Source organism: Congzhengia minquanensis, from assembly GCF_014384785.1.
Taxonomy (GTDB): Bacteria; Bacillota; Clostridia; order UBA1381; family UBA9506; genus Congzhengia; species Congzhengia minquanensis.
Genome location: NZ_JACRSU010000001.1, coordinates 340,944 through 364,022, shown reverse-complemented (window position 1 = coordinate 364,022; position 23,079 = coordinate 340,944). Strand labels below are relative to the sequence as shown.

19 protein-coding genes are annotated in these 23,079 nt (G+C 46.9%); 4 read left to right on the top strand and 15 right to left on the bottom strand.

Annotated elements, in window-relative coordinates; all coding sequences use genetic code 11:
- Positions 1–54: 54 nt before the first annotated feature.
- Positions 55–837, top strand: coding sequence for an amidohydrolase family protein (locus H8698_RS01740; protein WP_249310909.1), 783 nt, complete (start codon positions 55–57; stop codon positions 835–837).
- A 148-nt stretch (positions 838–985) separates the two neighbouring features.
- Here H8698_RS01740 and H8698_RS01735 read toward each other — a convergent pair whose 3' ends face one another.
- From H8698_RS01735 to H8698_RS01725, 3 genes are all read right to left on the bottom strand, one after another.
- Positions 986–1,456, bottom strand: coding sequence for a helix-turn-helix transcriptional regulator (locus tag H8698_RS01735; protein WP_249310908.1), 471 nt, complete (start codon positions 1,454–1,456; stop codon positions 986–988).
- 305 nt (positions 1,457–1,761) lie between these two features.
- Positions 1,762–4,371, bottom strand: coding sequence for an ATP-dependent chaperone ClpB (gene clpB / locus H8698_RS01730; RefSeq protein WP_249310907.1), 2,610 nt, complete (start codon positions 4,369–4,371; stop codon positions 1,762–1,764).
- 30 nt (positions 4,372–4,401) lie between these two features.
- Positions 4,402–5,049 carry a ribbon-helix-helix domain-containing protein gene (locus tag H8698_RS01725; RefSeq protein WP_249310906.1) on the bottom strand — a complete coding sequence of 216 codons (648 nt, stop codon included), beginning with the start codon at positions 5,047–5,049 and terminating at the stop codon, positions 4,402–4,404.
- A 226-nt stretch (positions 5,050–5,275) separates the two neighbouring features.
- Between H8698_RS01725 and H8698_RS01720 the strand changes: the two genes are divergently transcribed.
- Positions 5,276–9,097 carry a carbohydrate binding domain-containing protein gene (locus H8698_RS01720; RefSeq protein ID WP_249310905.1) on the top strand — a complete coding sequence of 1,274 codons (3,822 nt, stop codon included), beginning with the start codon at positions 5,276–5,278 and terminating at the stop codon, positions 9,095–9,097.
- A 35-nt stretch (positions 9,098–9,132) separates the two neighbouring features.
- Here the strand turns inward: H8698_RS01720 and H8698_RS01715 are convergent, their stop codons facing one another.
- A complete protein-coding gene (locus H8698_RS01715; RefSeq protein WP_249310904.1) occupies positions 9,133–9,456 on the bottom strand; it encodes a helix-turn-helix domain-containing protein in 324 nt (107 codons plus the stop codon).
- A 227-nt stretch (positions 9,457–9,683) separates the two neighbouring features.
- On the opposite strand from H8698_RS01715, the gene H8698_RS01710 reads away from it, so the two are divergent.
- Together H8698_RS01710 and H8698_RS01705 are read left to right on the top strand one after the other, a co-directional pair.
- Positions 9,684–11,006, top strand: coding sequence for a hypothetical protein (locus H8698_RS01710; RefSeq protein ID WP_249310903.1), 1,323 nt, complete (start codon positions 9,684–9,686; stop codon positions 11,004–11,006).
- A 42-nt stretch (positions 11,007–11,048) separates the two neighbouring features.
- Positions 11,049–11,831: a polysaccharide deacetylase family protein gene (locus H8698_RS01705; RefSeq protein ID WP_249310902.1), complete on the top strand. Its 783-nt coding sequence runs from the start codon at positions 11,049–11,051 to the stop codon at positions 11,829–11,831.
- Positions 11,832–11,926: 95 nt separating this feature from the next.
- Here H8698_RS01705 and H8698_RS01700 read toward each other — a convergent pair whose 3' ends face one another.
- From H8698_RS01700 to H8698_RS01650, 11 genes are all read right to left on the bottom strand, one after another.
- Entirely contained in the window at positions 11,927–12,202 is a 276-nt protein-coding gene (locus H8698_RS01700; protein WP_177677378.1) for an HU family DNA-binding protein, read from the bottom strand.
- Positions 12,203–12,262: 60 nt separating this feature from the next.
- Positions 12,263–13,057 carry a nucleoside triphosphate pyrophosphohydrolase gene (gene mazG / locus H8698_RS01695; protein WP_249310901.1) on the bottom strand — a complete coding sequence of 265 codons (795 nt, stop codon included), beginning with the start codon at positions 13,055–13,057 and terminating at the stop codon, positions 12,263–12,265.
- 47 nt (positions 13,058–13,104) lie between these two features.
- A complete protein-coding gene (locus H8698_RS01690; protein ID WP_249310900.1) occupies positions 13,105–14,850 on the bottom strand; it encodes a putative polysaccharide biosynthesis protein in 1,746 nt (581 codons plus the stop codon).
- A 75-nt stretch (positions 14,851–14,925) separates the two neighbouring features.
- A complete protein-coding gene (gene mnmE / locus H8698_RS01685) occupies positions 14,926–16,290 on the bottom strand; it encodes a tRNA uridine-5-carboxymethylaminomethyl(34) synthesis GTPase MnmE (protein WP_249310899.1) in 1,365 nt (454 codons plus the stop codon).
- Positions 16,287–16,862: a hypothetical protein gene (locus H8698_RS01680; protein WP_249310898.1), complete on the bottom strand. Its 576-nt coding sequence runs from the start codon at positions 16,860–16,862 to the stop codon at positions 16,287–16,289. Before H8698_RS01680 ends, mnmE begins: the two co-directional genes overlap by 4 nt.
- Before the next feature lie 114 nt (positions 16,863–16,976).
- On the bottom strand, positions 16,977–18,410 hold the full coding sequence (gene gatB / locus H8698_RS01675; protein WP_249310897.1) for an Asp-tRNA(Asn)/Glu-tRNA(Gln) amidotransferase subunit GatB: 1,434 nt from the start codon (positions 18,408–18,410) through the stop codon (positions 16,977–16,979).
- Positions 18,411–18,427: 17 nt separating this feature from the next.
- Positions 18,428–19,882, bottom strand: coding sequence for an Asp-tRNA(Asn)/Glu-tRNA(Gln) amidotransferase subunit GatA (gene gatA, locus H8698_RS01670; RefSeq protein ID WP_249310896.1), 1,455 nt, complete (start codon positions 19,880–19,882; stop codon positions 18,428–18,430).
- 16 nt (positions 19,883–19,898) lie between these two features.
- A complete protein-coding gene (gene gatC / locus H8698_RS01665; protein ID WP_249310895.1) occupies positions 19,899–20,186 on the bottom strand; it encodes an Asp-tRNA(Asn)/Glu-tRNA(Gln) amidotransferase subunit GatC in 288 nt (95 codons plus the stop codon).
- Positions 20,187–20,198: 12 nt separating this feature from the next.
- Complete coding sequence (locus H8698_RS01660) at positions 20,199–21,506, bottom strand: DUF1015 domain-containing protein (RefSeq protein WP_249310894.1); 1,308 nt, start codon at positions 21,504–21,506, stop codon at positions 20,199–20,201.
- A gap of 6 nt (positions 21,507–21,512) precedes the next feature.
- Entirely contained in the window at positions 21,513–22,184 is a 672-nt protein-coding gene (locus H8698_RS01655; protein ID WP_249310893.1) for an HAD family hydrolase, read from the bottom strand.
- Positions 22,165–23,070, bottom strand: a complete 906-nt coding sequence (locus tag H8698_RS01650; protein ID WP_249310892.1) for a YesL family protein — start codon at positions 23,068–23,070, stop codon at positions 22,165–22,167. Before H8698_RS01650 ends, H8698_RS01655 begins: the two co-directional genes overlap by 20 nt.
- Positions 23,071–23,079 lie beyond the last annotated feature (9 nt).

Below are 23,079 nucleotides of genomic sequence, written 5' to 3'. Positions count from 1 at the left end.
CCGATAACCTTCGTTGTGCTAAAATGGTGAAAACAGGGAAGGGAAGTTGATTATATGAGCAATGTAAACATCGTTGCAAACCATGCCCATGTGTTTCCGAAAAGTTTTCGGGAGGATGGGACGGTTGACAGTTTAAAAGCGTTGATGGACGAATGCGGCATTTTAAAGGCCGTGGCCTTTGCGCCTTTTTCGGACATGGTGGAAAACCCCAACCGCTGGCTTGCTGCGGAGTTAAACGGCGAAGACCGCCTTTTGGGATTTGGGACAGTGGATTTTTCGAAGGAAAACATAAAAGACCAGGTAAACGAGATTTTTGCACTGGGGTTTCGCGGCATAAAGCTGCACCCTGCCTATCAAAAATTCAGCCTGGTGAGTGAAAAGGCCTTTGAGGTTTACGGGCAGGCAGAAAAACTGGGGCTCCTGCTATCGTTCCACACAGGCATTCACTGGCACAGAATTCAGGATTATAACGTAATTCTGCATGATGAAATTGCCTATCATTTTAAAAACTTAAAGTTTACCATGGAGCACGTGGGTGGTTATGCCTATTTTGACCAGGCGGTGGGGGTTTTGTGCAATAACCCAAAAACCACCTTTGCAGGTCTGACCAGCGTGTTCGACTGGGAAATGAACAAATTTTGGTATTTAAACGAAAACAGACTGAAAGATTTAATTCACTTAATTGGCGCGGAGCGCTGCATATTTGGTTTAGATTTTCCCTATAACGATGCAGAAAAAACAAAACACGGCATTGCCGTTTTAAACGGCCTTGGGCTGACGGACGAACAAAAGCAAATGATTTTTGGCGGCACGCTGACGCATCTGTTGGGCATTTAAAAAGAAGCACCACGAAAGAAAACAGCAAATGGTAAACAGTGTTTACGTAGTAACTGCAAACTTATTACAAACGCTGACAGACAGGTTACAAGTAAAAGCAGGAAGTAAATCATTTTTCAGAAGTGGCGTGCTTCCTGCTTTTTATTCATTATACTGTTTTTGAGCATTTAATTTTTCGAATTTTCCAAACATTATATAAAATATCTTTTAAAACCAGCATTGCATCCTGCTCGTTGAACTGATATTCCTGCTTTAACTCGTCCAACATAGCATTCATCCTCTGGGCGTAGTTGGGAATGTTCACTTTGTTTTGATATTGCAGTAAAACAGGATACTTTTTTCCCCAAGCATTAGTCCAGTCAATTTTTTTCTCTGTTTCTTCATTTGTCTGGTCAATCATCTCCTGTATTTCTTTTACATCCACATCAAACTCAATGAGTTCATCAAGTGAAATTTTGTAGAGTGCTGCCATTTTCTTTGACTGACGAATGTCTGGAATGGTTTCGTCGGTTTCCCATTTTGAAACGGTTTGTCTGCTTATGCCTAATTTTTCTGCAACATCTTCTTGTGAAAGACCGCACCTTTTTCTTGCGTGGAATAAACTGTTTCCTAAATTCATGAATTTATCCTCCTTAAAGTTGATAGTTTTATTATACTTTGTGTCAATGATCATGTCTATCAACTGCATTTTCTATTTTAGCACGTTATTTTAACATGCTGTGAATAATTTTAAAAGCTGCAATTTTTTTTTGAAATTGTAATTTTATTCCTCATTCTTAGCACTTTCAAACGAGCCGCAGACAGTAACAAAAGAGGCCGAAAACCTGAAAAAGACGGTATGGCCCGAATAAACAGGCTATACCGCCTAACAGAAAAATACTTCCCTATAACTGTAAATCTAAGCCCTTTGGGGTGTTTTTATAGTTATTGTTCGGTTCGAATGGTGAGCTTTTCACCGTCGTAGTCCACAACCATTTTGGTGTCGGGTAGTAGATCTTGTGCGATAATGGTTTTTGCAATGAGCGTTTCCACCTTGCTTTGCAAAAAGCGGCGGAGGGGTCTTGCTCCGTAAACCGGGTCGTAGCCTGCGTTAATGACATAGTCCTTCGCACGGTCGGTTAAAACTACGTCTAATTGCTTGTCGCGGAGGCGGGCACGTAAACTTTCTATCATCAAATCTACAATTTTTTTAATTTGGTCTTTTAAAAGCGGCTTGTAGAACACAATTTCGTCCAATCGGTTTAAAAACTCAGGACGGAAATTTTGTTTCAATAAGGTTTCCACCTCGTCTACAGCCTTTTGCGTAATTTCGCCGTTTGCATCAATGCCCTCGAGCAGATAGGACGAGCCTAAGTTGGAGGTCATGATAATAATGGTGTTTTTAAAGTCCACCGTACGGCCCTGAGAGTCGGTAATGCGCCCGTCGTCTAACACCTGTAGCAGAATGTTGAATACGTCGGGGTGGGCCTTTTCAATCTCGTCAAACAGAACAACCGAGTAAGACTTTCTGCGCACGGCCTCGGTGAGCTGACCGCCCTCCTCATAGCCCACATATCCCGGAGGTGCGCCAATTAATCTGGACACAGAGTATTTTTCCATATATTCGCTCATGTCAATGCGAACGATGTTGTTCTCGTCATCAAACAACGCTTCAGCCAACGCTTTGGCAAGCTCGGTTTTACCCACGCCGGTGGGCCCTAAAAACAGGAATGAGCCAATGGGGCGGTTGGGGTTTTGAATTCCGGCGCGTGAGCGGAGAATTGCGTCTGAAACCTTGTCCACCGCATCGTCTTGGCCGATAACCCGTTTGTGCAGAATTTCCGGCAGGCGCAGAAGCTTCTCGCGCTCACCCTCCATCAGACGGGAAACGGGAATTCCCGTCCAGCGGCCAACAATTTTTGCAATTTCTTCGTCGGTTACCCGGTCGCGGAGCAGGCTGGACGAATTACTTTGGGTCTGTTCTGCTAACTCTTCCTGTTTTTCCAGTTCTTTTTGCAGCTCGGGCAGCTTGCCGTATTTTAATTCCGCCGCGCGGTTTAAATCGTAACTGCGTTCCGCCTGCTCAATTTCGCCGTTTAATTTTTCAATTTCTTCCCGCAGACCCTGCACCTTATTAATTGCTACCTTTTCGTTTTCCCATTTGGCTTTCATTTCCTTAAAGCTTTCCCGCAGCTTGGAAAGGTGCTCCGAAAGCTCAGAAAGCCGTTCTTTCGACAGGTTGTCGCTTTCTTTTTTTAAGGCGGCCTCCTCTATTTCTAACTGCATAATCCGTCTTGAAATTTCGTCCAGCTCTGCAGGCATAGAGTCCATTTCTGTGCGCACCATGGCGCAGGCCTCGTCGATTAAGTCAATGGCCTTGTCTGGCAGGAACCGGTCGGAAATGTATCGGTTTGAAAGCACTGCTGCGGAAATCAGCGCGCCGTCCTGAATTTTCACGCCGTGGAAAACCTCATACCGCTCTTTTAAGCCGCGGAGAATGGAAATGGTGTCCTCCACGGTAGGTTCTGCCACTAAAACAGGCTGAAACCGGCGCTCTAAGGCAGCATCTTTTTCAATATATTGGCGATATTCATTTAAAGTGGTTGCGCCAATACAATGCAGTTCACCCCTTGCCAGCATGGGCTTTAAAAGGTTTCCGGCATCCATTGCGCCGTCTGTTTTGCCTGCACCCACGATGGTGTGAAGCTCATCAATGAAGAGAATGATTTTCCCTTCGCTCTTTCGAATTTCCTCCAAAACCGCTTTTAAACGTTCTTCAAATTCGCCGCGGAATTTTGCGCCGGCAACCAGCGCGCCCATGTCAAGGGAGAAAATCTGCCGGTCTTTTAAGTTGTCCGGCACGTCGCCGGCAACAATTCTGCGGGCAAGCCCCTCGGCAATGGCAGTTTTACCCACGCCGGGCTCGCCGATTAAAACCGGGTTATTTTTCGTTTTGCGGGACAAAATGCGGATGGTGTTGCGGATTTCGTTATCCCGGCCGATTACGGGGTCTAACTTGTTGTTTCTTGCAAGTTCCACCAAATCCTGGCCGTATTTTTTCAAAACGTCGTAGGTGGCCTCCGGCGCGTCGGAGGTCACGCGGGTGTTGCCCCGCACTGTGGCCAAAACCTTCATAAATTCTGACGATTTAATTTGAAAGCGTTTTAAAATCTCTTTTACCGCCGGGTTTGGGCTGTCTAAGATGGACAGCATAATGTGCTCAACCGAAACATAGTCGTCGTTCATATGGTCCGCCTTTTTCTCGGCGTTTACCAAAACCTTATCCACGTCTTGAGACACATACACCGAGCCAGACTCCCTGCCGCTGCCAGAAACCTTGGGCAAACGCTCAATGGCGGTTAAACTGTTTTGGCGGACGGCTCCGTCATCAATGTTCATCTTTTTTAAAAGCTGTGAAATCAGGCCGTCGGCGTCTTCCATTAAGGCGTAAAACAGGTGCTCCTCCTCAATTTGCGCATTGGAATATTCAATCACCTTATTCTGCGCATTTTGGATTGCCTCCAGCGATTTTTGTGTTAATTTTTGTGCATTCATAGGTCAAATCCCCTTTCTTTTCTCAATTCATTAAATTCGTAATTTGGTTTGTTTTAAATAGGTTCGATAAACTGCGGCTGCGGCGTCTACGGCCTCCTCTGTGTTGGGCAAGCAGCCGAAATATGCGTTTAAAGCTGTGTCGAACATCGTGATAAAGTCTTTAATTGCTTTGCCCGTTTCCCCAGCGGAATATTCCAACCCCTCCGGCACGGCCAAAAGTCGGGAAAACCTGCCCGGCTCTGTTTTATAGTTTACGCCTTCTGGTGCAAAAGATTTCTCAAGCTGGCAAAAAACGTAAAAAAATCCGTCCAGCGCGTCGGTAAAGCTTTCACTCTGGGTGCGGAAGCTGACTTTTAGCACGCCGATTGCGTGCCTGGTTTTGTGGGTTAGCTCCACAGAATAGCGCACAGTGGGGTTATATTTATAAGAAAGAGAGCTTAACAGGGACATCATTGCGTCCGATGGTTTTTGCTTCATTCTAAAATTATCCTGCAGGGCAATTTGCTCCAAACTTTCAAATATATCGCGGATACGCATTTCCGGTGTGGTACAGGAGAGATGAGCGGCCAAAACTTCGTTTATCAGCGCACTGCGGCTTAAGCCGCGCTTTGCGGCCGCTTTGTCTGCCGCGGTTACCACGTCGTCGCTTAAAACCAGACTATATACGCTTTTTTTCATCAATGGCACCGCCTTTCTTTTGGTTAATTTTATTATACGGCATAGTTCATAATATGTCAAGCGGATTATATAATATTAATAACGAGTTTACAATTTATTCTAAAATGAAAACGTGCAAGATTTATCATAAAATGGACTGGAACACAGCAAGATATGTGTTGCACGGGCTGTCCTTAAAATGGTATAATGACATTATAAAATATGTATTCAGAAGGGAGACGTATAAATGAAAAAAGTTGTTTGGTGTTTGATTTTGGCATTGATTTTGCCGCTTTTTCCGGTAATACCTGCTTTGGGCGAGGATGCGGCAACGGATAGCGCAATGTTCGTTTTGGAGGACTATGAAAACGGTACACTGGGGGAAACGGCAAAGGTGGTAGGAGCAACCACCAAGCCAGAGGTAACGGCAGGCGACACGGCAGGAAATTCAAAAGGTGCCATGCATGTGAAAACCAGCTCGGATTTTGGCTCGGTGAGCTATGACTTCGGTTCTAAAAAGGACTATACATACGACATTTCCGTGTGGATTAAGGTAGCGGAAACCCCTTTAAAGGACGAGGTGCACTTTATTATTTATAACCTGTCGAAAGAGGACGGAAAAACGTCTTTGTACCGCGACATAGCTGTGAAAAACGCGGGCCTTCAAAAAGACAAGTGGGTGAAGGTATCGGCAGTTTTTGAATGTGACGGTATGGGCAGAAAGGTTGGCGGCGGGGACTTTGAAACCATTCCCATCGGCTCGACAGAAATTCGCATCGGTTCAGGTAGACCGAGTGAGACAATGGCCTCCGGCGTAATTGAATATGTCATGGACGATTTTGTGATTATGCCGCGGGAAAAATATGTTCCCCAAGAAGGCGAGCTCATCACAAACGGCAGTTTTGAGGACGAGGATTTTTTAAACGGCTGGAGTTTTGGCAATTCGGCTGAAGTTACAAAAATAACTCCTGGGGCAAACGGCACCGGTTCGGCGGTGAATATTCGCGTCAAGTCAAACTGGGGAACCATTACGCAGCCGGAGGTGGATATTCGCTTTGGAAGAAGCTATTCTGTGTCTTTCTGGGCCAAGGCTACCAGTTCCGAGGCGGTTGGACAAAAGATGCAGTTTATTTTAGACCGGTCGAAGCGGAAGACGGATCAGAACGTTCCGAATTATGAGTATATCACGGACCCCAATAATCTCTATCTCTCCGAGGAGTGGCAGCGTTATGAAATGACGTATAGCAACAGTTTAATGACGGAAGACAGCGTAAAACCCAATTTCTATTTCAGAGCGGGAGACGGCCAGCAGCAGGTTTCCTATGCGGTGGACGAGCTGACGGTTACGGAACTGGGTCAGAGTGACATTTTAAACAGTGTAAGCTATCTTTCCGGCGTAATTGAAACGCGAAGCGTGAGCGGATATGCCTCGGTCAGCGGCGGGCTGGTAAGCCACAGCGTTTATCGGGTGATTGTTCCTTTTGAGGGAGACTATGCAATTGTGAAAAGCGGTAAAGAGCCAACCAGCCAATTTCACAGTCTGCTGGGTCCAAAGGTGAACTTAAATTCGCTTAAACTTGTGGTGCAGGCCACAGACGATTATGGAAACGTAGGGAAGCCTGTGACAACGGACATCCACATTACAAAACCTGTGTCTTCTGATTATGCAAAAAAGGCTGTTGCGGAGTTTCGTGAAAACATTTGGAATGAAGACATAAAACAGCTGACAGGAACGGTTTCTTACTTAACAGACAACCCGGAGGAGGGCACGCTCCTTGCGGTGGCGGCGGTTTATGGGAAAAACGGACAGCTTTTAGAAACAACCCAGAAACTATGCACAATAAATGAAGCCGGCGAAGCTTCCGCCGAACTGGCCGTGAACGCAGACGGCGAAGCAAAAAGCGCGAAACTGTTTTTGTGGGGTGAGACGTCTTTAAGCCCGCTAAAAGCGGAGGACAAAATAGAAAAAACAGAGGGCGGAACTTATATTTATGTAGATCCGGTGAACGGAAAATCGTCTAATTCCGGCTCGCTTGAAGCGCCTTTGGCCACGCTGTCCCAGGCAAAAAACAAAGTTCGGAATTTGATTAAGACTGCACAGACAGACGTTTATGTAGTTTTTTATCCCGGTGAATATAAAATTTCTAGCACACTGCAATTTGGCGAGCGGGACTACAGCGAATCCGTAAACTTGGTTTACACCTCCCTTTATAAAACCGACCGTGCGCAGTTCACAGGCGGAACCGACGTAACAGGATTTCAGCTGTATGACGAGAACAAAGGGATTTACCGGGCAAGGGTGCCGGTGGGAACCATGTCGCGCCAGCTGTTTGTAAATGGTGTGCGGGCCGTTAAAGCCAGAAATGAAGGCCCCTTGCAAAACGCTCAGAACGTGAAGACAGAAGACGGAACAACGCCGCTGGGAATTAAAACCTCAGATGTTTCTTTAAAAGATTTCCGCCGCATTGACGACATTGAACTGGTGTTTTATGAAAAGTGGACCAACCCCAGGTGCCAGGTGTCGGAAATTCAGGACAACGGCGACGGAACCATCACCTTAGTTATGGACGCAGTTGGCTGGAAAGCCATGAGCAACAAGGGCGGCACCAGCGTAACCGTGCCGCAATATATTGAAAACGCTTTAGAGCTTTTAGACGAAGAGGGCGAGTGGTATTTGGATTCTGTTGATGGGTATGTTTATTACAAGCCCCGCTTCTTTGAAAATTTAGACACGGCCCGGGTAATTTTGCCTACAACAGAAAAGCTGGTTGCCATTGAGGGAAAATCGGTTTCAGAACCTATTAAAAACATTTCCTTTGACAACATTGAATTTGCCTATTCCACCTGGAATCGGCCCAGCACGGAAAACGGACATTCCGACGCGCAGAACAACCATATCCGCCAGAACGGAGATCGGCTTGTGGACGGGGCCGTTGAGGTGAAAAACGCTCATAACGTTAATTTTACAAACTGCGACTTTAACCGTCTGGGTACGACGGCGCTGAGGCTGACAGACGCGATCCAGGGCTGTAACATCGTGGGAAACGAGTTTTATGAGCTTTCAGCCGGGGCGGTAAATCTTGGAGATCCCCAGAATAAATCGGACAACAGCCAGGTGGTAAATCCCACCGATTCGGAGTATTTTATCACGGATAACGCCATAGAGAACAACTATATTCATAAAATCGGGGTGGACTTTATGTCCGCCGCAGCCATTTCGGCTGGCTTTCCGAAGAACACCACCATTGCCAACAACGAGCTTTATGGCATGCCCTACAGCGGTATGCATATCGGATATGGCTGGGCGTCGTTAGAGGAAAGCGGCGCCGGAACGGTGAACTTAAAAATTGTGAACAACTATATTCATGATGTGATGAACGACAGAATTTTTGACGGCGGCGCTATTTATACGCTGGGGATGACCGGCGGAACCTGGGAAAACCCCAACATTATCAGCGAAAACTATATTTACGATGTAGGAAACCAGTATGGCGCGCTTTACACAGACGAAGGCTCGGCTTTCTGGTCGCTGACAAAAAATGTGATTGACCTTTCACCGAATCCGGTTTGGCGAGGCAGCGGAAGCACTGTGTTAGAACCAAGATGGCTGCATGTGCACACATCCTCCATTCACGACAACACATATTCCCAAAACTACGCTACCACCACCAACGACTTAATGAGGGGAACAAACTGCGTTTACGAGCCGGCAATTTTAATCTCTGAGGGACACCTGCCGGAGGAAGCGTTAGATATCATTAACCGGTCGGGCATTACGGCCGGCTATCGGCAAAATTTTAAATATGGCCTGCAGAGGGTCGAAAACGTTGAAAGTTTAACGCTTACAACCGGTGAAAGCGTTTTAAACAATCCTGTGTGCTTCACTGTAAAAAATGCGTTTTACACCGTAAACGGACTGGAAATGTATGCAAGAAGCAGCAACGAACAGGTTGCGACGGTGGAGAACAACGTGATAACCGCCCGGGCGCCGGGAACAGCAGAAATCACCTATTACTTTATTGAACAGGGCATTTTAAAAACCACTGCAACAACCGTAACGGTAAAATAGCAACAAAAAAATGGGAACAGCTTTTGCTGTTCCCTTTACTTTTTTTTTCCATCTATAATACGATATTTAAATCCGAGATAGTTCACATAGTCATAGAGATAAGGCATGGCCTCTTTCGGAAGCTGGGAAATGGCCAGCATCAGACGGTCGTTTTGCGCTTCGGACTGCTGGGCGCCAAGCAGAAAATCAGTGCTTACCTCCAAAACCGACGCAATTTTTACCAAAGTGTCGTAATTTGGCTCCCGGGATGTGTTTTCATAATTCCGGTAGGTCGAAGCGGCAACGCCAATTTTTTTGGCTAATTCAATTTGTGACAACCCGGTGGTTTCCCGCAAAAAGCGAAGACGTTCACTAAACATATTGTTTCTCCCAAGATAGAATAATCCCACTTCATTATAGCATAACAAATTTTTGATAACATTATTATGAAACAAAATGAATTTAAATATAAAAAAATAACACAAAATGTGTTGACAATGGAATTTTTGTATGCTATAATCTGAATAAGGTTTTTGATGAACGGAAATAAAATACACAGTCCGTTTAGAAGAAAAAATCATTTAAATTCATTATGGGAGGAATTCATATGCAATTCAAAAAGAGAAGAATTGCCGTTTTTCTTGCCGCGGCAATGGCTTTCGGTTCGGTTTCTGCTTCTGCAGAGTGGTACTTTGCAGGATATGACACAAGAGACCTGAACAACATTGGTAAAATTTACAACGAAAAGGTAAACGGCTATTTCACGTCAAAGTCGAAAATTGATCCCGTTTCACCGGAAAGTGTGGAGTGGCGGTTTGAAGGGTATGAGTATAACTATCCTCATGCCGGCTACGACAGGCTCTATTTGGAAGGTACATATCAGAAAATTACCCGTTATAATAATCAGTTTCCCCAGTGGGAAACCCGGTTTAAGGACTACATGTGGGAAGTTTGTGTCGATCCGGCAACAGGCGGCCACAGAATTTATCAGCGCCAGCAGACAAACATTCCCGGCAAAGGCTGGTCGTGGGATTTTGGCGAAAATGAAAGTGTAGAAGCAGTGCTGCTTTCGCCTACCAACCGCAATGCTCAGGTTTCCTACTCCTTTCAGGCGTTTGGCGTTGCCAATTTCGATTTAAACGGAAGGTTTGTTTCGCCTGAGGTAGCAGCCATGTATGAAACTTTTGGCGTAAATAACAAAATTTTTGACTATGACTATAACACCCGGGAAATCGCCGAAGGAACGTTTTTCCACAACGCTAATTTAAGCGCTATTGACGTCAATGGTCAGTATGTTGTGTCTGATGAGGAAATTGCATCGCAGGTGGGGGCCATTCAGTCGAAATTTGTTACGGGTCCGTCATTCCACAACGACAATCCCACAAAGGATGTTGCCGCGCTGTATCTTGCAAACAGCGATAAAGGCTGGAATTGGGACTGGGATGTTGTTCGGTATGGCGGCGCGAAAGTTGCATGGACGCCGCTGTCCTATGAGATGGAGGAGCCTTACAGGCAATATCAGTATCTGGTTGTGAACGGCCTGGTTTTAGACGGCAGAAACGATACGCCCAGAGTTTATCGTTACACCAATGGCAAGGCTACGCCCAATGTGGAGTGGAGATATGTGAATTGGATGGATTTAGGAACAGATCTTGCAAACTATCCCATGGCGAGCAATCCTTTTAACATCATTGAGTGGAAATATATTGACGGAAAGCCGGCATATAACGCCGACGGCTCGCCTGTTTTAAGAATTCCCACCGGTGAATATGCGAATTCTTACATCAAGGTTACCGACACCGCAATTGAGCTGTGGAGAAGAACAGGCCGCGGCCCGGATGAGTTTATTTATTCCATCAGCCGCGTGAACCATTCGCTGGGTGATTTTGACGCATTTGTGCCCGGTGCGGTTTACACATTTACGGAATAACAGAATTCTGACCTGTTGAATTGCTGTGAAGGAGGAAAAGCATTGAAAAAGCTTGCAGCATTTCTGGTTGCGGCGTCCCTGCTGTTTTCCGCAGCGCCGGTCAGCGCTGCTGTGCACGCTGTGTCAAATGCTCCGCAGCCTGCTGGGAAAAGCAGTGTAACGGTTCTGATGTATCACAAAATTTCAGACGACCCGGCTGATGCCAACAATGCATTTTGCATCTCTTCAAAAACATTTGAGGAGGATATCCGATTTTTAAAGGAAAACGGCTATACGTTTTGTTTTGCCTCTGAAGTTGACGATGTTTTAAGCGGTAAGAGGCCTCGGGGGAACTATGTTGCCGTGACTTTTGACGACGGATATGAAAGCGATTTTTATTTTGCTAAGCCTGTTCTGGAACGGTATGGCGCCAAAGCTACTTTTTTTGTAATCGGTTCAAAAATCGGCATGGAAGACCACATCGCCAAAGAACACCTGTCTGCGCTTTCAAGATTAGATGTGGTGGAAATCGGCAGCCATTCTTATAGCTTACACAACATGCCTGTTTCTGAACTCAAGCAAAGTTTTGACAGCAAAAATCCTAATCCGATAGCAGATGACTTTTTAAAGAGCGCAAATATTCTCGAAAAAATAATAGGAAAAAAGGTGGCTGTGCTGTCCTATCCGAATGGGATTTACAACACAGATACAGACCGCGCCTTAAGAAACGCCGGCTTTACCGCAACTTTCACCAGCGATGAAAAACGGCCTGTTTACCCGGGAGTACCTCACGGCAGAATAAACCGCTGGAAGGGCGCTGCGCTGAAAAATCTTCTGGCAAAGTAGAAACCAAACCGCCCCCCTCCGCATTGCGGAAGGGGGTCTTATTAAAAACCAAAAGGGAACAGCTTTTGCTGTTCCCTTCTTTTTCGGTTACAATTTTATTTTGCAATTAAGTCTTTTAACGCTTTGCCAGCCTTAAAAGCAGGTACTGTGCAGGCAGCAATTTTAATCTTCTCGCCTGTCTGAGGATTTTTGCCTTCTCTTGCGGCTCTTTCTCTTGTTTCAAAGGTACCAAATCCTACAAGCTGGATTTTGTCACCCTTCTTTAATGCGTCTCCCACAACATCGATAAAAGCGCCGAGCACCTTTTCCGCGTCTTTCTTCGTTACGTCAGCCTTTTCAGCCATAGCCGACACTAATTCTGTCTTGTTCATTTTACTTCCTCCTATTAGTATAATAATCTTAATATAGCCAAACGGCTATAAAATAAACAATTAAATCCGCCCGTCTTTTGCCTGGTTCCACAATTCGTCCATCTCGGCGAGGGTCATGCCGTTTAGATCCCTGCCGGACGTTATAGCGGCGCGCTCCATTTTTTCAAAACGCGCTAAAAATTTATCGGTAGCCTTTTTTAAAGCCTCCTCCGGATTCACCTCTAAAAAACGGCTCACATTCACTGCAGAAAACAAAAGGTCGCCCAGTTCCTCTTCCATATGCTCTGCGTTTTGTTCTGCCGCTGCAGCTTTCAGCTCGTTTACTTCCTCTGTGAGCTTGCAAAATGCTCCGGTGAAATCATCCCAGTCAAACCCCACCTGGGCAGCTTTTTTCTGCACCTTTTGGGCGCGCATTAAAGCAGGCAGATAGGAACAAACGTCGCGCATCAGCTCTGTCTGGGTCTTTAGGCCCTTTTCCGCTTTTTTATTCTCCTCCCAAAGGTCCAATGCTTCTGTGGTGTTGTTCGTTTTGTCGTTTCCAAAGATGTGTGTATGACGGGAAATCAACTTTTTGCAAATGTGATTTAAAACATTCTGAATGGAAAAGTTGCCTTCCTCTTCCGCCATTTCAGAATGAAATACGACCTGAAGCAAAACATCGCCCAATTCGTCGGCAAAATTGTCCGGTTGTTTTTCGTCCAATGCCTCCATTGCTTCGCATGCTTCTTCCAAGAGGCAATATTTAATGGACTGGTGGGTCTGCGCCCTGTCCCAAGGGCAACCGTTCTCACCTCGTAGTACTTTCATTATATCAATTAAATCCTCAAAAGTATAGTCCTTTTTTGTAAAATTCATTGTTTTTTCCTCAATTTCTGCACTTTTTTCGTTAGCATATGTGAAATTTACGATAAAATCTTATGTTTTTGCAAAAATATTGCAATTTTTTTGCCCTTTGGAAGCATTTCAATGTCTTCTTTTTGAACAGCCCGGAGCAAAAGAATGGCCGCGCCATAGGCAATTACACCGATAAAGATGGAGATTCCCAGTGCAATGATGATTTTAAACCGAACGCTGGAGAGCACAGGGGTAACAGGCGCGTTTTGCGGCACGAACTGAACGGACAAATCAATTAAGGGGCAACCTAAAAGTCCCGCCGCCACGTTAAACGACAGATATACAATCAGCCCCATAATCAAGGCCGATATGAAAGGCTTGATAATAAAATCCCGCACATTGAAATTTGGCTTTATAATTTTTTTGATGGACATAAGATTCAAACCTGCAATTAAGAGGTAACAGCAAAAGGTGCTGACCGGAGCACCGCCAATGTTTAAGGCAGGCACGGCAATTAAAACATAGTTTGAAACCACCTTGAACAGTCCGCCGATGAGCATGTTGCGCACGGGAATAAACACGTGGCCCGCCGCCTGCAAAATGGCGGTGGAAACAGAAACGGTGCAAACAAACACAATTGCCAGGGAAAGGAGCGTCAGCGTGTCCTGTGCCCGGGCATTATTATAAAGGCAAATTAAAATCGGCGTGGATAAAACAGCCAGGCCAATGGCGCAGGGCAGGGAGAAAATCGTCGTAATCCGAATGGAGGACTCGGTGAGCAACCTAGCCTGAGATTTGTTGCTGATTGCCAACGCCGCGGAAATGGCAGGCACAATGCTCATGGAGATGGACGTGACAATGGAGGGCGGCAGGTTAAACAAAGACATGGCATAGCCCGAATAGGAGCCATACATCACATCCGCTGCCTCGTGAGAGATGTTGGCCCCCACCATGGCGTCTTGCGGGTTAACACCGAAAAACTCCGTCAGTGTGCGGAACAAATCCGGCGTAACAGAAATTGCCTGAAGCCGGTTTCCTATCATAAACGTGTCGATAACGTTGGTTAACGACATCACCGCCGCGCCAATGGTAATGGGCACGGCAATGGTTAAGAGCTTTACAAAAATTGTGCTGGTGGAGCGAGCCGCAGTTGTGTTGTAAGATGGGGTGCTTCTTTTGTTTTTATAGTAGAAAAACACCAATAACAGCAGGGCAAAGAGGCCGCCCAGGGTTACGCCGAACACCGCACCCGCCGCTGCCAGTTCCACAGAAACCGACATTAAAAAGTAAGCGCCTGCAAGGCCGATAACAAGCTTTGCAACCGACTCTAACACCTCGGAATAGGCTGTGGGAATCATGTTGGAATGGCCCTGAAAATAGCCCCGGAAAGCTGACAGCATAGAGATGAACAAAATTGCGGGAGAAATGGCCACAATGCTAAGATAAGAGCCGGGTGAGTTAAACGCTCCTTCGGCAAAGGGGCGCGCACCGAAAAACAGCACGCAGGTACCTGCCGCACCGATGATGGTGAGCAAAATTACCGCGGCTCTGAGAATTTTTTTCGACTCGCCGTAGTTTTTTTTGGCCAGGCTTTCCGACACCATTTTGGAAACGGCCACAGGCAGACCAGCTGTCGCCATAACGAACATGGCGGCATAGAGATTATAGGCCCGGGTGAAAAAGGCCATTCCCGTTTCGTGCAAAATGTTGGCTAAAGGTATTTTAAAGCATGCGCCGATTATTTTTACAACCAAATGGGCAACAACCAAAACCGCCGCGCCCTCCATAAACGATTGTTTCTTAATTTCCTTCAAGTTCTGTCATCCTTTCAAGGGGAAGATATGATAGCATGTCACTATTTAATTTATTGCTGTCTGGACTATAATATACTATTTTCCCAGACAAAACCGGGCAAATATTTTGTCCACCACTTCTTCCGATACGGTTTTACCCGTAATTTCGCCCAAATGCGCCGCACAGTCGGTAATGTCGATGGACACCAAGTCGTAAGGCACCTGGGCATTTAAAGCCGCCGCAGCACGCGAAACAGCCGCTAAAGCGTTATGTGCCGCCTCTTTGTGTCTGAGGTTAGTTAAAACTGCTCGGTTTTCAGCGGACAACACGCCCAGCTGAAACTTTTCTTCAATTTTATTGGTCAGTGCGGTTAACCCTTCGCCTGTTTTGGCGGAGATTGCCACCGCGTCTGCACCGTCAAACGCGCCGCCGGTTTTTATGCAGTTTAAATCGCATTTATTCAGCAGCACAATTACGTTTTTATCCCGAATTGTTTCAAAAATGTCTAAGTCTTCCTGGGTGATATCTTGCGACCCGTCAACCACGAACAGAACAAGGCCGGCCTTTTCAATATATTTTTTCGATTTGTCAATTCCCAGGCTTTCAATTCTGTCTTCCGTCTGTCGGATCCCCGCTGTGTCGAACACGTTTAACACAATTCCGTTCAGTGTGACGCGCTCTTCAATCACGTCCCGGGTGGTGCCGGCAATGTCCGTCACAATGGCGCGGGACTCCCTTGCGAGCAAATTTAAAACGGAGGATTTCCCCACGTTGGGCTTTCCGCATATTACAGTGTCAATCCCGTCGCGGATTAGTCTGCCCCGGTTCGCGGTTGCAAGAAGGGAATTTAGCCCATCCTGCACCTTCGTAAGGTCTTTCAGCAGACTGCCCGGTTCATATTCGTCCACGTCCTCCTCCGGATAGTCTAAATTGGCGTTGATTTTTGCCAAAACCTCTAACACCACGTCCCGAATTTGGTTAATTTCATCTGACAGTGCACCGCCCAGCTGGTTTGCCGCGGCGGACAGGGCAAGGGAGGAGGGCGAATGAATCACGTCAATCACAGCTTCGGCCTGGGAAAGGTCTAAACGGCCGTTTAAAAAAGCACGTTTGGTGAATTCGCCCGGGGCGGCCAAAGCAGCGCCATTTTTTAAGACGCAGGCAAGCACGGCCTCGGTTACCACCAATCCGCCGTGGCAGTTAATTTCCACCGTGTTTTCCCGGGTAAAGGTGTTGGGGGCAAGCATAACGGAAATTAACACTTCGTCTACCACATGATTGCCGTCGTAAATAAACCCGTAGTGAATGGTGTGAGAGGCGGCTTCCTCTAGCGGTTTACCGTTTTTTGCGCGAAAAACTCTGTCGGCCACAACTACGCTGTCCGGCCCGCTGATGCGGATGATGGATATGCCGCCGGTGCCGTGAGGCGTTGCAATGGCTGCAATGGTTTCGTTTGTCATATCCGAATTGCCCCCTTTGGTTCAAATTTTAAATAGTCGTCTAAAATATCGGATAGGCCCTCCAAAAACGCACGCACCTCAGAAAATTTAAGGAGCAGGCGGAACACCGACTCAGTTTTTCGTTGAAAGCTGGGGTTTAAAAAGGGATAGGCCTCTTTTTCTGTCAGCGGGCAAAGGGAATAGGCCCTGGGGTCTATGATAATTTTCAGACCTGCGTTCTCACGGAAATAGGGAATGAGGGGGAAAATCCGGCAGGACAGCGGGCGTGCACTCCGCCGGCACAGTCCGCTGCACAACAGCAGGTCCGCCCGTTTGCCGCCATAAACAAACTCCGACGGCACAACTTGAAAACCGGGACGGTTTAAAAACAGCGGTTTTTCGCCGGGAAACAAATACATGCCGGTTTCCTCGGAGGAGTCGCACAAACTATCGGCATTGTTAAATCTGCCGTCGCTGTTGCCACTGTCGCCGCCGCAGCAGGCCTTGCCGCAGAGCGCGCCGCAGTCGGCCAAAAGGGGCGTTGTGTCTCCAAAATATGTATAAATGCTTTGGTAAAGTGTGCTTGCCTGCATAAATTTCTCCTCAGTTAAAAATTTATCCGCTTCCGGACAGAAAACGATGCCCGGAAACGGAAATAATTTGTGTTATTTAGCCTGATCCGCGCAGGGCGGAGCAGTGCCGCTTGCCTACGCGTTGTCCAGAGCTTCTTTTAACAGCTTATTGATAATCTGCGGATTTGCCTTACCGCGGGACATTTTCATGGTCTGCCCCACTAAAAAGCCCATTGCCTTGTCTTTTCCGGCCTTATAGTCTGCTATCGACTGTGGATTGTTCTTCAAAACCTCGTCAATCATCTCTTTAATGGCCCCTTCGTCTGAAACCTGAACCAGCCCCAGCTTTTCGACAATTTTTTCCGGGTCTTCCGGGTTTTCAAACATGGCGGAGAGTACTTTTTTCGCCGCGCTGGTGCTGATGGTGCCTTTTTCAATCAGCGCAATCATTTGTGCCAGCTGGCCGGCGGAAAAAGGAATGTCTGCCGGCTCTAATTCTTTGTCGTTTAAAATTTTAGAAATGTCGCCCATAAGCCAGTTTGAGGCAATTTTCGGCGTGGCGCCTGCGGCTACGCATGCGTCAAAATAATCTGCCAGGGTTTTGGACGACGTGATGATAAACGCGTCGTATTCCGGCAGACCGTGCTCGGCAATGTAGCGCGCTTTGCGCTGTTCGGGCAGCTCGGGAATTGTTTTTCTGATTACTTCAATCCATTCGTCCGACACCACAATGGGCACCAAATCCGGCTCGGGGAAGTAGCGGTAGTCCTGGGCATCCTCTTTCGAGCGCATTACAGTGCTCACACCGTGAATGTCGTCCCACCGCCTGGTTTCCTGGTCAACGGTGCCGCCTTCATCTAACACCTTTGCCTGGCGCTTTTCTTCATACTGCATGGCGCGGTAGGCCGCGCTGAACGAGTTTACGTTTTTCATTTCGCAGCGGGTACCAAACTCTTTCTGGCCCACGGGGCGGATAGATACGTTCACGTCGCACCGCAAAGATCCCTCCTGCATTTTACAGTCGGACACCTCGGTATATTCCAAAATGGATTTTAATGTTTCTAAAAATACACGGGCTTCTTCCGGGGAGCGCATGTCCGGTTCCGACACAATTTCAATCAGCGGTACGCCGCAGCGGTTATAGTCCGCCATAGAGGTGTTTCCATAGTCGTCGTGCACCAGTTTGCCCGCGTCCTCCTCAATGTGAATTCTGGTAATGCCAATGCGCTTCGTTTCGCCTTCTACGTTAATGTCAATATATCCATGCTGGCAAAGCGGCAGGTCGAACTGGGAAATCTGGTAAGCTTTTGGTAGGTCGGGATAAAAATAGTTTTTTCTGTCCTGTTTTCCAAATTTGGTGATTTCACAGTTCATAGCCAGCCCTGCTTTAATGGCATAGTCCACCACCCGCTTGTTTAAAACGGGCAGGGTGCCGGGCATGCCGGAGCAAACGGGGCACACACGGGTGTTTGGATCGCCGCCGAATGCGTTTTCGCAGGAACAGAATATTTTGGTGTTGGTTGCCAGCTCTGCGTGTATTTCAAGTCCGATAACGGTTTCGTATTTCATGTTGTGTTAGCCCCCTTTTATAAATTCGGTCTGATTTTGGTGATGGTTTTTTCCAAAGCATATGCGGCGTTTAAAATGGTCGCCTCGCCAAATGGCCTGCCGATAATCTGCAAACCGATGGGAAGACCGTTTTTGTCATATCCGCAGGGAATCACAATGGCCGGCAGCCCGCCGATGTTCACCGAAACCGTGCAGATGTCTGCCAAATACATTTGGAGCGGGTCGGTGGTTTTTTCACCGATACCGAAAGCAGTGGTGGGCGAGGTGGGTGTAACCAAAACGTCATATTTTTCAAAGGCTTTGTTAAAATCGTTCATAATCATGGTGCGCACCTGCTGGGCCTTTTTGTAATATGCGTCGTAATAGCCGGAGGACAGGGCATAGGTTCCAATCATAATGCGGCGCTTTACCTCACGGCCGAAGCCTTCGCTTCTGGACTGGCAGTACATATCCACCAAATCGTCAAATTGCTCTGCACGATAGCCATATTTCACGCCGTCGAACCGGGCCAGGTTTGAGCTTGCCTCGGCAGAGGAAATCATGTAATAGGTAGGCAGGGCATATTTGTTTAAGGGCAGGTTCATGTTTTCGCTTTCTGCGCCTAAGGATTTCATATTGTCAATTGCAGCGTAAATGGCGGAGGAAACCTCCCCGTCAATGCCATCGCCGATATATTCTTCGGGAATGCCGATTTTTAATCCCTGAATGTCACCGGTTAAGGCGTTTTCATAGCAGGGGTGTGCGACGTTTACCGAGGTGGAGTCTTTTTCGTCGTGACCGGCAATTACGTCTAACACCATTGCGGCGTCGCGAACGTCTTTTGCCAGCGGCCCAATCTGGTCAAGAGACGAGGCAAAGGCAATCAGGCCATACCGCGAAACGCTGCCATAGGTGGGCTTTAAGCCAACGCAGCCGCAGAAAGCCGCCGGCTGGCGAATGGAGCCGCCGGTGTCCGAGCCTAAGGAAAAGGGCGCTTCGTCTGCCGCAACGCTTGCCGCACTGCCGCCGGAGGAGCCGCCGGGTACCTTGGTTAAGTCGTAGGGGTTTTTCGTCTTTTTAAAGTAAGAATTTTCTGTGGAAGACCCCATTGCAAACTCGTCCATGTTCACTTTGCCCAGGGTAACGGTGCCGGCAGCGTTAAGCTTTTCTACCACCGTGGCGTTATAGGGGGGCTTGAAGTTATACAGCATTTTCGAGGCGCAGGTAGTGAGCATATCCCTGGTGCACATATTGTCTTTAATGGCGCAGGGCACGCCGGCAAGCGGGCCGACCTCTTCGCCCGCAGCTAATTTTTTGTCTATTTCGGCCGCGCGCTCCATTGCAGACTCGCTGCAAACCGTGATATAGCTTTCCACCTTTTCTTCCACGCTGTCAATCCGCTCCAAAACGGATTTTGTGGCTTCGGCGCTTGTAATTTCTTTGTTTTTTATCATGTCACGAAGTTCGTGAGCGGTTTTTTTGTAAAGCTCCATTTTCAGTCAATCCTTTCTATTCAACGACTTTGGGTACGATAAAGCCTTCTTCATCGAAGTCCGGCGCATTTTTCAAAATTTCCCGCCTGTCAAACGAAGGTTTTACCTCGTCCGGCCGGAACGCGTTTTGCATGGGAATGGCGTGGGCCGTGGGAACAATGCCCTCGGTATCCAACTCGCCCAGTGTGTCTGCAAAGTCGATAATTCCCGCCATGTCGGCTTCTAACTTCTGTGCGTCTTCGTCTGAAAACTTAAGCCTTGCCAAAGAGGCTACATGGAGCACTTCTTCTTTTGTGATTTTCATAAAATGACCTCCTCAAAATTTATTGATAACCAAACCGGTAATTAACTTTGGATAAAAATATGTTGATTTCTGGGGCATTTTTTCATTTAACAGCGACACATCTTTAATTTGCCGCACCTTGGTTGCGTTTAATAAAAACGAACACTGTGCCTTGCCCTGTTTCACCGCGTCGATTGCCTCGCCGGCAAATTTTGTATAAATCAAATTTTTCTGGTTTGCCATGTTTTCAGTGTCTATACCGAAAATTTTGTCTAAAATCAGCGTGTGCAAAACGCTTACGTCCAGACCTCGGTAAGCATCGGAACGGTTGGGCAGCGCTTCTTTCATGGCGCTTTGGCTGGAAAGTGTTACCAGATAAAAATAGTCTTTTCCGGTGTAAAACGCAAAGGCTGTGCCGTTCTGGCACCTTGAAAGGGCCGCTTCTGCTTCGCTTGCTGCGTCTTTCGCAGTTCGTTTTTCAACGGAAAAGTTTTCGCTTAAGGCTGTCAGCGTTTTTTCTTCATCGAACCCGTCTAAATTCTGCAAAATGCGGTGGGTGGGCAACACAACCAGCCCCGGGTCGTCCATTTCAACGGCAAAGGCCAAAATGAAGTTACCGCCATGGAGCGCGTCAAAGCCCGGTGTCTCCTGTTTTAATTTTTCGCGGAAGTTTAAGGCCGTTTCATATCTGTGGTGGCCGTCTGCAATGAACAACTGTTTGTCGACAAACGCGCTTTCAATTTGGGAAAGCAAATCTTTGTCTTTTATTACCCACAGGTTGTGGGTAATTCCGTCGGGAGTTTGAAAAGACTCTTCCGGCGCGTTTTTAGAAACGTCTGAAATAATTTGGTTCACTGTCTTCTTTTCGTCCATATAAAGGAAGTAAATCGGGCTGAAATTTGCGTGGGTTGCGTCCATTAACTGAAACCGGTCGGCCTTGGCTTTTGACAACGTTTCTTCGTGGGGCAGAACAATTTTTTCAGAAAACGGCACCAGCTCCACCGCCGAGATAAGCCCTTTTAAGGATTTTACACTGCCGTCAGGAAGGGTGAAAATCTCCTCATACAGATAGTAGGCCGGCGCATCTTCAAATTTTAAAATGCCCTCTGCCATCCAGTCGTTTAAATAGTCCCTGGCGCGGGTATAGCGGTTATTTGTGTCCGTGTCGGTGTCATAGGTTTTGCCCAGCTCCAAATGAATGATGCTGTTTTTGTGCTTTTTGCAATACATCTCCTGTTCTAAAGGGGAAATAATGTCATAGGGCGGCGTGGTAACGCCGGAAAGCGGGCCTGTGCGTTTTGTGTCATACCGAAGGCCCCGGAAAGGTTTTACGTTTGCCATGTTGTTTTAACTCCTGTCTTTTAAATAGTCAATAATATCCAATGGCGTGTGCGCCACAAAATCTGGTTCTTTTTCTATTAGCATTTCTTCGCTCTGATAGCCCCAGGCCGCCGCCAGCGAAACCATGCCGGCGTTCTTACCGGTCATTACGTCGTAAATGGAGTCGCCGATGAAAAGCACCTCGGAAGGAGCTGCTCCGCAGCTTTCTGCAATAGCCAGCGCCGCGTCAGGCGCGGGCTTTTTAGGAACGCCCGGCCGCTCGCCGTAAACGTTTTGAAAGCCATATTCTTTAAAAAAGTGGTGGGTCATAGTTTTTGCGAAACTGTCCACCTTGTTGGATAGCACGTTTAAGGCTATGTTTTGCTCCCTCATAAAATTTAATAGGGGCAGAATTCCATCAAACGGAGCGGTGTGGGCGGTGCAGTTTTTGTCATACCGTGCGCCCATCTGCGCAACAAACTCATTTAAAAACTCAGGCGTGTTTTTTTCGGCAGGGATACATTTTTCCGCATATGCCCGCACGCCGTTTCCCACCGCGCTTTTATGGAACGGCAGGGGAAAGGTGGGCAAGCCGTAGCTTGCCAGCGTTTCATTCATGGAAAGTGAAAGGTCGCCGATGGAGTCTAACAGCGTGCCGTCCAAATCAAAAATCGCGGCTTTAAAAATCGTTTTCATCATAATTGTCCTCCACATAATCGTCAAAATCGTCGTCTTCCAAATGTACTTCATCGGTGAAAATGCGGTCGTCATCTTTTTTCGGCGTCACCAGCCGTACGATATATTTGTCCAAAACGTGCCAAATATAATAGTTTGCAGTGAACGCGGTAAAGCCCGTTAAGAAAAAAGCCATGAGAATAAACCAGATTTCCGGCAGCATCCACACAAAAAAGGAGAGATAAAACAGCCCGGCGTTTATGGCAAACAGCAAAACAAAAATAATAAAGTTCTGCGGAAGCTTTAGCACAGCAAACGTCCACGCATTTTTTAAAACCGTTCTATATTTCATTTTAAACGTAACTAAAATGGGATATACGTAAAAGCTCATAATGATGAGCAAAATGGAAACCACAGTAAACATAGTGTATAAAACGCCTAAGGGCAGGCCGCTGGAAATGAAAAAGCCGTTGTAAAAGACAAGGGCCTGCAGCAGCAGATACATTACAAGGTAAGATAAGACGCTGGTTAAAAGCCCAAACTTCCAGTTTTTCTTAGCGTGTTCAAAAAAGTCGGACACGATAAAGGTGTGCTCCTGCTTTGCGTAGTTTCGAATCACATAAGTGAACCCGGCGGTAAACGGGCCGGTGAGCATAAGGGGCAAAAAGGGCACAATGGGAACGATAAACGATTTGCCGCTTAAAAACGCTGTTACTATGGTTACCAAATTGTCGCCGCCAAAGTAAGAGGAGAACAAATAAATAGATGCGCCGAAAAACAAAAGGTTTGAAAGCGCAAACCAAAACGATACGCCGCAGATGTGCCAAAAGTGCCTGCCTAAAATATCAAAATAGTTTCTTTGTGCGGCATCTTCCTTTGAAACGCCGCGTCTGTTTTCAGTTCCAAACATTGGTCTCCT